The organism is Pseudomonas asiatica (genome assembly GCF_040214835.1).
GTDB lineage: Bacteria > Pseudomonadota > Gammaproteobacteria > Pseudomonadales > Pseudomonadaceae > Aquipseudomonas > Aquipseudomonas putida_Z.
Window position 1 is genome coordinate 2,941,521 of record NZ_CP157874.1, and the last position, 13,836, is coordinate 2,955,356.

Genomic DNA, 13,836 nt, shown 5'->3' on the forward strand with positions numbered 1-13,836 from the left:
GCTGCCGGGGGCCGAATCTACATGGAATTAGGGATTCGCCCAGGAGCCTGAATGAAGCCAGTCAAGCATCGCGCCACCATCATCTGCCGGCATGGCAAACAAACCCATAAATGGTTGTGGGTGAGAAAGCCCAACGCCGCCTGGACCCTGCCCGGCGGCAAGATAGAGCCCGGCGAGACGCCGGTACAGGCAGCGGAGCGTGAATTGCTTGAGGAAACCGGGTTGCAGGCAGAATCGCTGACCCTGTTGATGCGTCATGAAGCGGCAGAGCGCATGCATTATGTGTTCGAGGCGGAGTTCGTCGATGCCCCGCATCCCAAGGCGCAGCATGAAATTGTCGATTGCCGGTTCGCTCACCCGGACCAGGTGCCCATGCTCAAGGACGAGATCAAGCTGCTGATCCGCTCGTTGCTGGCCTGTGACCGGGCTACGGCGGCGTCAGTGAGGTAGACCTTCTACACCTGTGCCGGCCCTTTCGCGGGTGAACCCGCTCCCACAGGCATTCCACCGAACCTGTGGGAGCGGGTTCACCCGCGAAGAGGCCGGCACAGGAATCCGCTAGGCATGCACACTCCACTGACACGCCTCTGCCTCGATCGGCATTTCGTCAATGGCATGGATCATCCCGTTCGCCAATGCCTCCCGGGGCCCGAGTATCCGCGGGTAGGCCATCAGATACCGCGGTACATCCAGCACCTCGTCCGCCCCTTCAGTCCGCTCGGCGACGATCTGTGCATACAGCCGCAGGTCATAGTCCAGGCTCATCGCATACTCGGCCATGCGGGAGTGGTCGACCGAGCCATGCAAGGTCCAGTGGAACGGATGAAACAGGAACTTGCTGTAACTGCATGCCGTGCGCCGATCCCCGGCCAGGAACAGGATGTTGCCCATGGATTCCACCGTGCCGAGGTTGTGGGTATGCACCTCGACCGGTAACGCCCGCAGGAAGTTGTACAAGGTAAACCCGTAGCTGCACTCGCCGCCCATGGTGGCGATGTTCAGTTGCAGGACTTCGGCCCCTTGCTGCAACGCCCGCGAACAGGTGTTGATCAGGTTGCCGCAGGTGGATGAATTGATAGGCCCGGTGAAGTGGACGATATGTCTGGCCATGCTTGCCTCCAGGGTTGGCAGGTCATTCCTTGGGTTTCTGCGCATCGTCACCCTGCCCGGCCATCTGCCGGTACTGCTTGCGCAGGGCATGCAGCTCGGCCGGGTCCATGTCTTCAAGGTCCAGCAGCGCCTTGTGCGCCTGTTGGGTGGTGCGCAACAGCTCATCGATCTTGATGTGCAGTTCGTCGTTGTCGCGGTTCTGAGTGTTCTGGATCAGGAACACCATGAGGAAGGTGATGATGGTGGTCGAGGTGTTGATCACCAGTTGCCAGGTGTCGTTGAAGCCGAACAGCGGCCCGGTCACTGCCCAGATCAGGATAAGCAGGCAGGCGATGCCAAAAGTCAGCGGGCGGCCGGCCCAATTGGCCAGCCATTGGGCGAAACGGTCGAATTTCATCCTGGCGCCCTTCCTCATAGCAGGTATGCGGTGGAAACGCCGCGGGCCGCAAAGTTCCACGCGGCATCAGCCTTTTCCGTTGGTCAACCGTGCTGAACCCTGGCCGCTGTTGACCGGTCGCACTTTCAGAGTGACCGAACAAGGACCCGGCAATGAGGAAGGCAGCGTGAGCGATATCCGCATCGGCATCTCCGGTTGGCGCTACGGCCCGTGGCGCAAGGATTTCTACCCGAAGGGCCTGCCCCAGGACAACGAACTGGCGTTCGCTTCGCGAGCGGTCAACAGCATTGAAATCAACGGCTCGTTCTACAGCCTGCAAACACCCGAACGCTACCAGAGCTGGCATGACGAAACGCCGCCTGGGTTCGTGTTCGCGGTAAAAGCCCCGCGCTACATCACCCATGTACGGCGGCTCAAGGACATCGAAGAGGCCGTGGCCAATTTCTTCGCCTCCGGGCCGCTGCTGCTCGGCAAGAAGCTGGGCCCGTTCCTGTGGCAGTTTCCGCCGAACATGAAGTTCGACGAGGCCCGCTTCGCCCGTTTTCTCGAACTGCTGCCGCACAGCCGCAAGGATGCCCGCGAATGCGCACAGGGGTGTGCACCGCGCCTGAAGGACAACGGCAGCACCGATATCAAGGGCAACGCACGGCTGCGTCACGCGGTGGAAATCCGCAACGAAAGCTTTTTGTGCGAAGCCTTCATCAAGCTGCTGCGCAAGCACCGGGTAGCGCTGGTAGTGGCCGACAGTGCCGGTAAATGGCCCTATGTCGAGGACCTTACCGCCGACTTCGTGTACATGCGCCTGCATGGCGATGTCGAGTTGTACAGCAGTGGCTATACCGCCCAGGCGCTGCGGCGCTGGAAGCAGCGCATCCAGCACTGGAGCCAGGGCCGCCAGGCCGACGATGCCCAGCTGGTGGTGCCAGGGCCGCCACCGCGGCGCGCCGCCCGTGACGTCTACTGCTATTTCGACAACGACCAGAAAGTCCATGCGCCTTATGACGCCCGGCGCCTGTTGCAGAAGCTGTCGCTGGACCATGAGCTGATGACCGAGCCTGGCGTGGTGCCGGAGGTGACCCTGTGAACAGGACCCTGCCTGCCCCGCACTGCATCATCGACAAGATCACCGCCGTACGTAGTCTGAATGTACTGACGTTGAACGTGCACAAGGGCTTCACCTTCTTCAACCGGCGCTTCATCCTGCCCGAGTTGCGCGAAGCCGTGCGCGCCACCGGCGCCGACCTGGTGTTCCTGCAGGAAGTGCACGGCAGCCACCAGCAGCATGCCCTGCGCCACCCGGCCTGGCCGGATACGCCACAGTACGAGTTCCTGGCCGACAGCATGTGGCCGCAGTTCGCCTACGGCCGCAATGCCGTATACCCCCATGGCGACCACGGCAACGCGCTGCTGTCGAAATTCCCCATCAGCCGCTTCGACAACCTGGACGTCTCGGTGCAGGGCAACGAGCAGCGCGGCCTGTTGCATTGCCAGCTGGAAGTGCCTGGCCATGACCAGGTGCATGCGGTGTGCGTGCACCTGGGCTTGCGCGAGGCCCACCGGCAACGCCAGGTGAAGCTGCTGCTGGACCTGCTAGGCAGCCTGCCGCCCAAGGCCCCGGTGATCGTTGCCGGCGATTTCAACGATTGGCGGCTGAAGGCCGATGCGGTGCTGTGCGAACACCTGGTGGAAGCGTTCGGCGAGCATTTCGGCACCCCGGCACGCAGTTTCCCGGCGCGCCTGCCGTTGTTGCGCCTGGACCGCATCTACCTGCGCAACGCCATGCCCGGCACGGCCCAGGTGCTGTCGAAGTACCCGTGGTCGCACCTTTCCGACCACGCCCCTCTGGCTTCGGAGATCAAACTGTGAACCGACCCTGGGTAGACGGCAACTGCGTGCAGTTGCTGATCAATGGCGAGCAATACTACCCCCGCGTGTTCGAGGCCATGAGCCAGGCACGGGAGGAAATCCTGCTGGAGACCTTCATCATCTTCGATGACAAGGTTGGCCAGCAATTGCAGCAGGTGCTGATAGATGCCGCCCGCCGCGGCGTGCGTGTCGAAGTGGCCGTGGATGGGTACGGCACGGCCGACCTGCCCGACTCTTTCATTGCGGCCATGACCGATGCCGGAGTCAGTTTCCACGCCTTCGACCCGCAGCCGCGGCTGGTGGGCATGCGCACCAACCTGTTCCGGCGCCTGCACCGCAAGATCGTGGTGGTCGATGGCGAGCGGGCCTTCATTGGCGGCATCAACTACAGCGCCGACCATTTGGGCGACTTTGGTCCCATGGCCAAGCAGGACTATGCCGTGGAGGTCGTCGGCCCGGTGGTGGCACAGGTTCATGCCGCCAGCAAGCGCCTGATGTCACCGGTGCTGCAGCCGCCCAGCGCGGTAAGGCCATTGACCGAGCCTGCCGGTACCTGCACCGCCGTGCTGGTCGAGCGCGACAACAAGGTGCGCAGCACCGATATCGAGGCCCACTACCTGCAGGCGTTTCGCAGTGCCCGGCGGCGCATCGTGGTGGCCAATGCGTATTTCTTCCCGGGCTACCGGCTGATGCGTGAATTGCGCAATGCGTCCCGGCGCGGCGTGGAGGTCCGGCTGATCCTGCAGGGCCAGCCAGACATGCGCTGGGTACGGGCGCTGTCGCGACTGCTGTACAACTACCTGCTGCGCGACGGTGTGGCCATTCACGAGTATTGCCAACGGCCGCTGCACGGCAAGGTGGCGCTGGTGGATGATGAGTGGGCCACGGTCGGCTCCAGCAACCTGGACCCGCTCAGCCTGTCGTTCAACCTTGAAGCCAACCTGTTCATCCGTGACCGCGCCTTCAACCAGCAGCTCAACCAGCACCTGCAGGCGCTGGCCCGCGAACAATGCAAGCCGGTCACCCTGGAACGCATGGTTCGCGGCTACTGGTGGCGGGCACCGCTGATATTCGTGTGTTTCCACGTGATCCGCCATTTCCCGCGGATTGCCGGTTGGTTCCCGGCGCACCGTCAGCACCTGCGCTCGGTGCAGCCGGAGGCCGAGGCACAGGTTGACTATCACGAGGGCAAGACCTGATGGCGCGAAAACACTGGCAAATCTGGGGCAAGCGGCTGTTCACCCTGGCATTCCTGATCCTGATCCCTGCGCTGTTGTACCTGCTGGCGCGCAACCTGGACTGGAACGAAGTGCGCCAGTCGTTGCTGGCCTACAAGCCTGGCACCCTGGCCATCGGCCTGGTGCTGGCCGGGTGCAGCTACCTGACGTTCGCCAGCTACGACCTGCTGGCCCGGGCCTACACCGGCCACCACCTGCCGGCCCGCCAAGTGTTGCCGGTTGCCTTCGTGTGCTATGCCTTCAACCTCAATTTCACAACCTGGGTGGGTGGCGTTGCCTTGCGCTACCGGCTGTACAGCCGCCTGGGCCTGGACACGGCAACCATCACGCGCATCCTCACCCTGGGCCTGCTGACCAACTGGATGGGCTACATGCTGCTGGCAGGCACGGTGTTCGCCTTGCGCCTGGTCGAGCTGCCCGCCAACTGGGCGGTCGGCGCCAGCGGCCTGCAACTGATCGGCCTGGTATTGCTGGCGATTGCCGCAGGCTACCTGCTGGCCTGTGGTTTCGCCAAAAAACGCACCTGGCGCTGGCGCGACCATGAGGTAACGCTGCCGTCGCTGCGCCTGGCGCTGTGCCAGGTGGTACTGGGTGCCAGCAACTGGGCGCTGATGGCACTGCTGATCTTCTGGTTGCTGCCTGGCGACGCCTTCTACCCGTCGATACTTGGCATCCTGCTGATCAGTTGCGTGGCTGGTGTGGTCGCGCATATCCCGGCCGGGCTGGGTGTGCTGGAAACGGTGTTCCTGGCCCTGCTGCATGGGCAGCTTGCCCAAGGCACACTGGTGGCGGCCCTGCTGGGTTACCGCACGCTGTACTACCTGGTGCCGCTGTTGCTGGCGGTGCTGACCTACCTGATCCTGGAGAAACGCGCCAAGGCCATGCGCCGGCGCGACAAGCCTGCCTAGACCTATCGAGGGCCAGTGGCCCGGGAGGTGGCAAATGCGTGGCGCTGTCTTGAAGCCGATGTTGATACTGATGGTGGCGAGCCTGGCCAGCGGCCAAGTCCTGGCCGAAGCCTGCAATGTGCTCACCCGCTCCTCCAGCGAGGCGGTAACGCCGGTGGAGCGGCACAGCTGCTACAGCTACAGCAACCTGCCCGCCGAAGCGATCAACTGGTCATGCAGCAACGAGAGCAAGGACATGCTCAACAGCGAAAAGCACAAGGTCGCGCGTTGTGCGGATGGCAGCGTCGGCAGTTGCATCGCGCCGTTGACCCAGGAGGCATTGGCCAACCTCAAGGCAGCTGGCGGTGACAAGCCGGCGTTGCCCAAGGATGCACGGGTGATCACCTACTACTACGACACCCCCAGCCTGGGCCAGGCCCGCACCGATTGCGAGCGTAGCAACGGCATCTGGCAGACTCACTGATTCTGCGGGCCTGCGCGCTGCTTTGTGTAGGAGCGGCCTTGTGTCGCGAAAGGGCCGCAGCGCGGCCCCAAGATTTCAGCTTCGCACGGAAATTTGCCGGGGCCGCTTTGCGGCCCTTTCGCGACGCAAGGCCGCTCCTACAGGATCATCACAGCCCCATAGACCTATGCAGAACCTATGAGACGGCGATGTTTCAGGGTGAAATCGGGTCACTCGCCGGAAAAGTTTCGTCCAGCGCATTGTCCACCGCGCTTTCCCCGGTCTTTTCACCACAGTGGCAATCAGGCATCCGGCACCGCTCGCCATTGTGATGCCCGCTGGCACAGGCCTCGCAGCAATACACCTTGCCTTCGAGCTGCAAGGCATTGGCATCCACGGTGCAGGAACAATGCGCACAGGCACAACGTACCTCGTTCATGGCTTGCTCTCCTCGTCATCGATCACATCATCGGCCCAGGGCTCTCCATCCAGCGGCGCGGAGCGGGCCAGTTCGGCTTCGTCCAGGCCTATGCCGCCGCCAATCTCGTTGGCCTCTACCCGCCTCAGGGTCTTGTCTGCAGGGCCGCCGCTGCCGCCCGGTTCATGCGGGTCGCGGGCACCGGTTTCATCCAGCAAGGTGTCCGGGCTCAGGTCGTCGTAAGTGACGTTGTCCTCGTGCAGGCTGTCGCTCAACGCCTCGCCGCCGGTCATGCCGCTTTCGGCCACGCGCCGCGGTGGGAACTCGCGGGCCACGTCCGCGGCCGGTCGCTCGTCACCCACACGCCCCTCGCGTTCATCCAGGCGCTCGTCGAAGTCCAGTTCATGCACGCTGCCCATGCGGTCTTCGGTGTCGTCGATTTCAGTGGGGGTATACGGCTTCGGTTCATCTGCTCGGGCCATGTGCGTTCTCCGTCAGGTGGCTTCATTCGGTCGACTGCACCAGCTGCTGGAAGATTCAGAGTTTTTTTGAACTCCCGCCCGGGCCGCTGCCTCCCAGATTAGAGACTGCGAACCGCCCGGAGCCCGCCATGGCCAAGCCCCTGCAGGAATATGCGCGCAAGCGCGACTTCAATGCCACGCCCGAGCCCAGCGGCAAGCGCAGCCGTGGCAAGCGGGCCCACGCGCTGCAGTTCTGCATCCAGAAGCACGATGCCAGCCACCTGCACTACGACTTCCGCCTGGAGCTCGATGGCACGCTGAAAAGCTGGGCCATCCCCAAAGGGCCGTCGCTGGACCCCAAGGTGCGCCGCCTGGCCGTGCACGTGGAGGACCACCCGCTGGACTACGCCGACTTCGAAGGCCATATCCCCGAAGGCCATTACGGCGCGGGCGACGTGATCGTGTGGGACCGGGGCATCTGGGAGCCCGAAGGCGATGCGCGTGAGGCCTATGCCAAGGGCAAGCTGCGTTTTCGCCTGCAAGGCGAAAAGCTCGGCGGTGTATGGAACCTGTTCCGCACCCACCTAGCCGGCAAGAAGGAGCAGTGGATGCTGGTCAAGTCGCACGACAGCCAGGCGCGCAGCGAAGCCGACTACAGCATCGTCGACGCCCAGCCCGACAGCGTGCTCAGCGACCGCACGCTGGTGCCGCGCAAGCCGGCAGCAAAAAAGGCCGCCGCGCCACGTCGCAAAACCGCCAGCAAAGGCCGGAAGGTGCCGTTGCCGGCACAGCTGCAGCCACAACTGGCGACCTTGGTCGACTCCCCGCCCAGTGGCGACTGGCGCTACGAGGTCAAGTTCGACGGTTACCGCATCCTTGCCCGCATCGACGGTGATGACGTGCGCCTGTTCACCCGCAATGGCCATGACTGGAGCGGCAAGATGCCCAGGCAGGTTGCCGCCTTGCGTGCGCTGGGCCTCGATTCGGCCTGGTTCGATGGCGAGGTGGTGGTGGCCGGCGAAGACGGCGCGGCGGACTTCCAGGCGCTGCAGAACGCTTTCGACACCGAGCATGACGAGCACATCACCTATTACCTGTTCGACCTGCCCTTCCTGGGCGGCCAGGACCTGCGTCAGTTACCGCTGCAGGACCGGCGCAACACTTTGCAGCAGTTGCTGGAACACAACGAATCGGACGTACTCAAGTACTCCGCCGACTTTGACCAGCCCGTCGAATCCCTGCTCGACAGCGCCTGCCGGCTGCAACTCGAAGGCCTGATCGGCAAGCGCGTCGACAGCCCCTACAGCGGCCGCCGCAGCCCCGACTGGATCAAGCTCAAGTGCAAGCAGCGCCAGGAGTTCGTGATCGTCGGCTACACCGACCCCAAAGGCAGCCGCAGCGGTTTCGGTGCCCTGCTGCTGGCCTTGCACGACAACGACAGCGGCGAGTTGCGCTATGCCGGCAAGGTTGGCACCGGCTTCAGTGCAACCACGCTGGCCAGCATCCATGCCCGGCTGAAACCGTTGGAAATCGCCAGGCCGGCCCTGCCCAACCCGGCCACCGGGGCCGAAGCCCGGGGCGTGCACTGGCTGAAACCGCAACTGCTGGCCGAAGTCGCCTACGCCCAGATGACCCGTGACGGCATCGTGCGCCACTCGGTGTTTCACGGCCTGCGTGATGACAAACCGGCTACCGCCATCGACCTGGAGCGCAGCATGCCCGCCAAGACCCTGCCCAAGCGCAAGCAGGCCAAGGCCCCCGAGGCCTTGGGCGAGCTGCGCCTGACCCACCCCGAGCGGGTTGTCGACGCCACCAGCGGCGTTACCAAGCGTGAGGTCGCCGAGTACTACGCCGCTGTCAGCCAATGGATACTGCCCCAGCTCGAGCACCGCCCGGTGGCGCTGGTGCGCGCGCCGGATGGCCTGGCCGGGGAGCTGTTCTTCCAGAAGAACGCCGGCCAACTGCATCTGCCCAACGTGCTCAGCTACGACAAGGCCGAGGCCGGCCAGGCGGCGATGGTCGTCAACCGCGCCGACACCTTGCTGGGTGCCGTGCAGATGAACATGATCGAGCTGCACACCTGGAACGCCACCGACAAGGACTTCGACAAGCCCGACCGCTTCGTCCTCGACCTCGACCCGGACCCGGCACTGCCGTGGAAGGCCATGCTCGAGGCCACCCAACTGGCCCTGACGCTGCTGGATGAACTGGGCTTGAAGGTGTTTCTCAAGACCAGTGGCGGCAAAGGCATGCACCTGGTCGTGCCCCTGACCCGGCGGGCCAGCTGGGATGAAGTCAAGGCGTTCAGCCACGGCATCGTCGATTACCTGGCCAGGCTGTTCCCCGACAGGCTCAGTGCCGTATCCGGGCCCAAGAATCGCATCGGGCGCATCTTCATCGACTACCTGCGCAACGGCAAGGGCGCGACCACCGCCTGCGCCTATACCCTGCGCGCCCGCGAAGGCCTGCCGGTATCCGTGCCGATCTGGCGCGAGGAACTGCCGCAACTCAAGGGCGCCAACCAGTGGAACATCGGCAACGTGCTTGAACGCCTGGGCGAGGTGGACGACCCCTGGGCGGAGTATGGCAAGACAAGGCAATCGATCACCGTGGGCATGCGCAAGCAGCTGGGGCTGGCCTGATGGCGGCTTGCCTCCAGCGCTACGCCTACGCCCGCAGTGCCTCACCAAGGAGCCAAGCCCATGAGCATCGTCCAGGATTTTGACCTGACCAACCTCGATCGCCTGCTGCGAGCCTTCAGCGAGCGGCAGCAACCGCTCAACCTGGATACCCAGTTGCCGCAGCTGATCCAGGCACTGCAAGCCGACCACCTCGACCTGCTGCCCCTGCCCGGCCAGGGCAATACGCTACGGCGCTGGCAAACCCTGGCCCGGGTGGCAGGCTGTGATCTGGCCTTGGCCAAGCTGTACGAGGGCCACACCGACGCGTTGGCGATCCTTGCCGAATGCGCTGCGGCACACCACGCTGCCGAGGGTATATGGGGCGTGTGGGCCGCCGAACCGCCGGATGCCCGCGCCTGCATCGTGGCCCGTGATGGCGACCAGGTCCGCCTGGAGGGTCGCAAGGCCTGGTGTTCGGGCGCACTGCAGATCGACCGGGCGCTGGTCACGGCCTGGGACCAGCACGACCAGCCCCAGCTGGTGGCCATCGAACTGTCCCATCCCAGCCAGGGCCTTGCCATAGACCGCTGGCAGGCCATCGGCATGGCCACCACCGCCAGTGTCGAAGTCGAATTCAACCATACCCCCGGCATCGCCATCGGCCGCCCTGGGCAATACCTGTCACGCCCCGGGTTCTGGCACGGCGGCGCTGGCATTGCGGCCTGCTGGTACGGCGCCGCCGAAGCCCTGGCAGACTACCTGCGCGAACACTGCCGCAACCCCCGCCCCGACCCACATGCCGATGCTCACCTGGGCGCGGTCGATGCAGCCTTGTACGGCGCCAGGGCGGCACTGCGCGAATGCGCGGCGTGGATCGACCGCCAGCCAGGCGCGGACGCCAGCTTCGAAGTGCGCCGCACCCGCGCCCAGGTGGAACAGGCCGTGGAGCAGGTGATCCACCACGTTGGCCGGGCGCTGGGCGCCACGCCTTTCTGCCGCGACAACCACTTTGCCCGGCTGAGCGCCGACTTGCCGGTGTTCCTGCGCCAGAGCCATGCCGAGCGCGACCTGGCGGCGCTCGGCGAGCAGTTGGCACAACGGCCGGCGGGAGTCTGGCAGCTATGAGGCAGAACCTGATCCAGGCGAACAGCGGTACGCCGTGGGCGGCCTGGCAGCAGGCCGCGCACCTGGCCAGGGCCACCTGGATCACCCCGCAGCAGCTGTGCCCGCCAGGCCGCCGCCTGGTACTGCTGGCTCCGCACCCCGATGATGAAATTCTCATGGCCGGCGGGCTGCTGGCGGGCTTTCATGGCCGGGAAGACGACCTGGTGCTGATCTCCGCCACCGATGGTGAAGCCAGCCACCCCGGCTCTACCCACTGGAGCGAACACCGCCTGCGCCGGCAAAGGCCGCTGGAAAGCCGCCATGCGCTGCAACAGCTTGACCTCGACCTCGGCCGCATGGACTGGCGGCGGCTCCACCTCAAGGACGGCGCGTTGCCACGTGACGAGGCATTTCTGCTCAACCACCTGAGCCAGTTGCTCAGGCCTGACGACCTGCTGATGGCCACCTGGAGCGGCGATGGTCACTGTGACCACGAGGCAGTGGGCCGGGCTGCGGCGCAGGCGGCCCGGATGCGCAAGGTGCAATGCCTGGAGGTACCCGTGTGGGCCTGGCACTGGGCGCAACCGGACGACCCGCGCCTGCCTTGGCCGCGGGCCCACCGCATCCAGCTGGACGAGGCCAGCCTGGCCCGCAAGCGCAAGGCCCTGGCCGCCCATGTCAGCCAGCTGGAGCCGGATGGCCAGCGCCCGCCCGTACTGCCGCCGAACTTGCTGGATTGCCTGCTGCAACCTTTCGAACTGGTGTTCCTGTAAATGGAGTTGTCATGAGCCTCGACCCACAGTATTTCGCCGACCTGTACGCCACCAGTGAAGACCCTTGGGCCTTTCGCACCCGCTGGTACGAAAAGCGCAAGCGCGAGCTGGTCATGGCCAGCCTGCCGCGCCAGTGCTACCAGCGCGTGTTCGAGCCGGCTTGCGCCAATGGCGAGCTGAGCGCCCTGCTGGCCGAGCGTTGTGCCAACCTGTTGTGCCAGGACCTGGACCCTACTGCGGTAGCGCTGGCCGGTGAACGCTTGGCTGGACTGAGCAATGTCTCGGTGGAACTGGCGCGGCTGCCCTCGGACTGGCCGCATGGGCATTTCGACCTGATCGTGCTGAGCGAGGTGGGTTACTACCTCGACCCGACCGACTGGTTGCAGGTGATCGAACAGTCGGTGGCCAGCCTGACCTACGACGGTGGGCTGCTGGCCTGCCACTGGAAGCATCCCATCGCCGGCTGCCCGCAGGACGGGCGTGAAGTGCACCGCATGCTGGCCCGGCACCTTCCGCTGTATCTGCAGTTCCAGCATGACGAGGCGGACTTCGTGCTGGAGTACTGGGCCTCTCAGCCCAGCGTGGTCGACCTCGACGAGACCTGCCCATGATTGCCGTGGTGATCCCGGCCCACAACGAGGCCCGGCGCCTTGGGCGCTGCCTGCGGGCAGTACTGGCTGCCGCCCTGCAGGCGCAGCAGGCGGGGCACCAGGTGGAGGTGCTGGTGGTGCTGGACCGCTGCAGCGATGGCAGCGCCGCCGTGGCAAGGCGTTTCGGTGTACAGGTGCTGACGGTGGATGCCGGCAACGTCGGTATGGCCCGCCGGGTGGGCGCGGCATACATGGTCGAGCGCGGCGCGCAGTGGCTGGCCTGCACCGATGCCGACAGCCGGGTGCCAGAGCACTGGCTGCTGTCGCAACTGGCCTGCAGGGCCGAGGTGGTGTGCGGCACGGTGCATGTCGAGTACTGGCAACCCTGGCAGACAGCGGCCTTGCGCAAGCTGTACCACAGCCGTTACCAGGCACGTGAGGGGCATCGGCATGTGCATGGGGCCAATCTGGGTGTGTGTGCCGACGCCTATGATCGGGTGGGCGGCTTCCAGCCCCTGGCGGCACATGAGGATGTGCAACTGGTCAACGACCTGCAGGCCAGTGGGGCGCAGATCGTATGGACCGCCAGGCATAGCGTGGCCACCAGCAGCCGGCGCGACAGCCGCGCGCGCGAAGGGTTTGGTGATTATCTGGCGGGGTTGCAGACACAGGTTTGATGCTGGTTCGCAAGCGGCGCGTACCCTGTGGCAACTGTCTTGCTCAAATTCTAAAAGTTTGCGCGCCCCCTGTGGGAGCGGCCTTGTGTCGCGAAAGGGCTGCAAAGCAGCCCCAGCAATTTCAACTGTTGCGCATCAATCCTGGGGCCGCATTGCGGCCCTTTCGCGACACAAGGCCGCTCCCACAGGTACAGCGACAACCTCGAGAGCAACGCTATACCTGTGGGAGCGGCTTTAGCCGCGAAGAATTCAACGCGGTGCATGGCACCGGCTGCGCCGGTGTTCGCGGCTAAAGCCGCTCCCACAGGGGGCCGCGTTATGTTCAGTTCCATGCGAGCTGGCTTGCGGTGACGATTCCTTTCACGACGCCTTGCGTGTCTTCTTCGCCGGCTTCTTGCCACCGAGGCTGCGCTTGAGCAGTTCGGTGAGGTCGAGGATGTCGGCGCTTTTCCCCGCTTCCGTCGCCTCGCCCTTCTCCACAGTCTCGATCTTGCCCTTGCTGGCCTTCTCTTCCACCAGGTCCATGATGGTCTGGCGGAAGGCATCGTGGTAATCCGCGGGTTTCCAGGGCCCGCTCATGTCTTCCACCAACCGCTTGGCCATGTCCAGTTCGCGCTTGTCCACCTTGGCCTCGGTGACGCTGCTGTCCAGTTCCAGCGTTTCCAGCCCGCGCACTTCTTCGGGCCAGCGCAGGGTGATCATCACCAGCGCATCATCCAGCGGGCGTAACAGCGCCAGGTGCTGTCGGGTGTGCAGCACCACCGTGGCCAGCGCCACCTTGCCGGTTTTTGCCAGGGTTTCGCGCAGCAAGGCGTACACCTTGCCGCCACGGCGGTCGGGGGTAAGGTAGTACGGCGTGTCGAAGTGCTGCAGCGGGATCTCGCCAGCCTCCACGAAGGAAAAGATATCGATCGTCTGGGTCGCCTCGGGCCGGGCCTTGCGGATTTCCTCCTCGCTGATCACCACGTAGCGGCCCTTCTCGAACTCGACGCCCTTGACGATGTTGTCCTTGTCGATTTCCTTGCCGGTGACCTTGTTCACCCGCTTGTAGCCGACCGGTTCCATGCTGCGCTTGTCGAGCCAGTCGAAATCGACCCGCTCGGTGCGCACCGCGGTGTTGAGGGCCACGGGGATGTGCACGAGGCCGAAACTGATGGCGCCTTTCCAGATTGCCCTAGCCATTGAGGTGCTCCCAGGTTGCCTGCCAATACCTGAATCGACTGCAACGGGC

General features: G+C 64.7%; 16 protein-coding genes. 11 read left to right on the forward strand and 5 right to left on the reverse strand.

Annotated features, from left to right (window positions below; all coding sequences use genetic code 11):
• Positions 1–51: 51 nt before the first annotated feature.
• A complete protein-coding gene (locus ABNP31_RS13245; RefSeq protein ID WP_085664842.1) occupies positions 52–450 on the forward strand; it encodes an NUDIX hydrolase in 399 nt (132 codons plus the stop codon).
• A gap of 108 nt (positions 451–558) precedes the next feature.
• On the opposite strand, the gene ABNP31_RS13250 is transcribed toward ABNP31_RS13245, so the two are convergent.
• Complete coding sequence (locus ABNP31_RS13250) at positions 559–1,110, reverse strand: ATP-dependent Clp protease proteolytic subunit (protein WP_025339098.1); 552 nt, start codon at positions 1,108–1,110, stop codon at positions 559–561.
• Positions 1,111–1,132: 22 nt separating this feature from the next.
• On the reverse strand, positions 1,133–1,507 hold the full coding sequence (locus tag ABNP31_RS13255) for a low affinity iron permease family protein (protein WP_025339097.1): 375 nt from the start codon (positions 1,505–1,507) through the stop codon (positions 1,133–1,135).
• 166 nt (positions 1,508–1,673) lie between these two features.
• Here ABNP31_RS13255 and ABNP31_RS13260 point away from each other — a divergent pair, with 166 nt between their 5' ends.
• Genes ABNP31_RS13260 through ABNP31_RS13280 form a run of 5 tightly spaced genes read left to right on the forward strand, consistent with a single transcriptional unit; the run spans position 1,674 to position 5,982 of the window.
• On the forward strand, positions 1,674–2,591 hold the full coding sequence (locus ABNP31_RS13260; protein ID WP_350012359.1) for a DUF72 domain-containing protein: 918 nt from the start codon (positions 1,674–1,676) through the stop codon (positions 2,589–2,591).
• Positions 2,588–3,373, forward strand: coding sequence for an endonuclease/exonuclease/phosphatase family protein (locus ABNP31_RS13265; RefSeq protein ID WP_085615733.1), 786 nt, complete (start codon positions 2,588–2,590; stop codon positions 3,371–3,373). Before ABNP31_RS13260 ends, ABNP31_RS13265 begins: the two co-directional genes overlap by 4 nt.
• The gene (clsB, locus tag ABNP31_RS13270) at positions 3,370–4,572 is read left to right on the forward strand and encodes a cardiolipin synthase ClsB (protein ID WP_085664840.1); all 1,203 of its coding nucleotides are present in this window, start codon (positions 3,370–3,372) and stop codon (positions 4,570–4,572) included. The genes ABNP31_RS13265 and clsB overlap by 4 nt, the downstream gene beginning before the upstream one ends.
• The gene (locus ABNP31_RS13275; protein WP_085664839.1) at positions 4,572–5,519 is read left to right on the forward strand and encodes a lysylphosphatidylglycerol synthase domain-containing protein; all 948 of its coding nucleotides are present in this window, start codon (positions 4,572–4,574) and stop codon (positions 5,517–5,519) included. Before clsB ends, ABNP31_RS13275 begins: the two co-directional genes overlap by 1 nt.
• 34 nt (positions 5,520–5,553) lie before the next feature.
• A complete protein-coding gene (locus ABNP31_RS13280) occupies positions 5,554–5,982 on the forward strand; it encodes a hypothetical protein (RefSeq protein ID WP_350012360.1) in 429 nt (142 codons plus the stop codon).
• A gap of 193 nt (positions 5,983–6,175) precedes the next feature.
• Here ABNP31_RS13280 and ABNP31_RS13285 read toward each other — a convergent pair whose 3' ends face one another.
• Both ABNP31_RS13285 and ABNP31_RS13290 read right to left on the reverse strand, forming a co-directional pair.
• Positions 6,176–6,400, reverse strand: coding sequence for a metallothionein (locus tag ABNP31_RS13285; RefSeq protein ID WP_085664837.1), 225 nt, complete (start codon positions 6,398–6,400; stop codon positions 6,176–6,178).
• On the reverse strand, positions 6,397–6,861 hold the full coding sequence (locus ABNP31_RS13290; RefSeq protein ID WP_085589667.1) for a phosphotransferase system, HPr-related protein: 465 nt from the start codon (positions 6,859–6,861) through the stop codon (positions 6,397–6,399). Before ABNP31_RS13290 ends, ABNP31_RS13285 begins: the two co-directional genes overlap by 4 nt.
• A 128-nt stretch (positions 6,862–6,989) precedes the next feature.
• Here ABNP31_RS13290 and ligD point away from each other — a divergent pair, with 128 nt between their 5' ends.
• From ligD to ABNP31_RS13315, 5 genes are read left to right on the forward strand one after another with little or no spacing between them, the layout of a single operon-like run.
• On the forward strand, positions 6,990–9,482 hold the full coding sequence (gene ligD / locus ABNP31_RS13295; RefSeq protein WP_350012361.1) for a DNA ligase D: 2,493 nt from the start codon (positions 6,990–6,992) through the stop codon (positions 9,480–9,482).
• 60 nt (positions 9,483–9,542) lie between these two features.
• Positions 9,543–10,586, forward strand: a complete 1,044-nt coding sequence (locus ABNP31_RS13300) for an acyl-CoA dehydrogenase family protein (protein ID WP_085664835.1) — start codon at positions 9,543–9,545, stop codon at positions 10,584–10,586.
• Positions 10,583–11,338: a PIG-L deacetylase family protein gene (locus tag ABNP31_RS13305; protein WP_085664834.1), complete on the forward strand. Its 756-nt coding sequence runs from the start codon at positions 10,583–10,585 to the stop codon at positions 11,336–11,338. The genes ABNP31_RS13300 and ABNP31_RS13305 overlap by 4 nt, the downstream gene beginning before the upstream one ends.
• Before the next feature lie 11 nt (positions 11,339–11,349).
• Entirely contained in the window at positions 11,350–11,949 is a 600-nt protein-coding gene (locus ABNP31_RS13310; RefSeq protein WP_025339086.1) for a class I SAM-dependent methyltransferase, read from the forward strand.
• Positions 11,946–12,605, forward strand: a complete 660-nt coding sequence (locus ABNP31_RS13315) for a glycosyltransferase (protein WP_238066338.1) — start codon at positions 11,946–11,948, stop codon at positions 12,603–12,605. The genes ABNP31_RS13310 and ABNP31_RS13315 overlap by 4 nt, the downstream gene beginning before the upstream one ends.
• A 360-nt stretch (positions 12,606–12,965) precedes the next feature.
• Here ABNP31_RS13315 and ABNP31_RS13320 read toward each other — a convergent pair whose 3' ends face one another.
• On the reverse strand, positions 12,966–13,787 hold the full coding sequence (locus tag ABNP31_RS13320; RefSeq protein WP_046614175.1) for a Ku protein: 822 nt from the start codon (positions 13,785–13,787) through the stop codon (positions 12,966–12,968).
• Between the last annotated feature and the right edge of the window lie 49 nt (positions 13,788–13,836).

Coding starts and splice junctions, on each gene's coding strand:
- ABNP31_RS13245 (WP_085664842.1), top strand. CDS start 52: ATGAAGCCAGTCAAGCATCGCGCCACCATCATCTGCCGGCATGGCAAA.
- ABNP31_RS13250 (WP_025339098.1), bottom strand. CDS start 1,110: ATGGCCAGACATATCGTCCACTTCACCGGGCCTATCAATTCATCCACC.
- ABNP31_RS13255 (WP_025339097.1), bottom strand. CDS start 1,507: ATGAAATTCGACCGTTTCGCCCAATGGCTGGCCAATTGGGCCGGCCGC.
- ABNP31_RS13275 (WP_085664839.1), top strand. CDS start 4,572: ATGGCGCGAAAACACTGGCAAATCTGGGGCAAGCGGCTGTTCACCCTG.
- ABNP31_RS13280 (WP_350012360.1), top strand. CDS start 5,554: ATGCGTGGCGCTGTCTTGAAGCCGATGTTGATACTGATGGTGGCGAGC.
- ABNP31_RS13285 (WP_085664837.1), bottom strand. CDS start 6,400: ATGAACGAGGTACGTTGTGCCTGTGCGCATTGTTCCTGCACCGTGGAT.
- ABNP31_RS13290 (WP_085589667.1), bottom strand. CDS start 6,861: ATGGCCCGAGCAGATGAACCGAAGCCGTATACCCCCACTGAAATCGAC.
- ligD (WP_350012361.1), top strand. CDS start 6,990: ATGGCCAAGCCCCTGCAGGAATATGCGCGCAAGCGCGACTTCAATGCC.
- ABNP31_RS13300 (WP_085664835.1), top strand. CDS start 9,543: ATGAGCATCGTCCAGGATTTTGACCTGACCAACCTCGATCGCCTGCTG.
- ABNP31_RS13305 (WP_085664834.1), top strand. CDS start 10,583: ATGAGGCAGAACCTGATCCAGGCGAACAGCGGTACGCCGTGGGCGGCC.
- ABNP31_RS13310 (WP_025339086.1), top strand. CDS start 11,350: ATGAGCCTCGACCCACAGTATTTCGCCGACCTGTACGCCACCAGTGAA.
- ABNP31_RS13315 (WP_238066338.1), top strand. CDS start 11,946: ATGATTGCCGTGGTGATCCCGGCCCACAACGAGGCCCGGCGCCTTGGG.
- ABNP31_RS13320 (WP_046614175.1), bottom strand. CDS start 13,787: ATGGCTAGGGCAATCTGGAAAGGCGCCATCAGTTTCGGCCTCGTGCAC.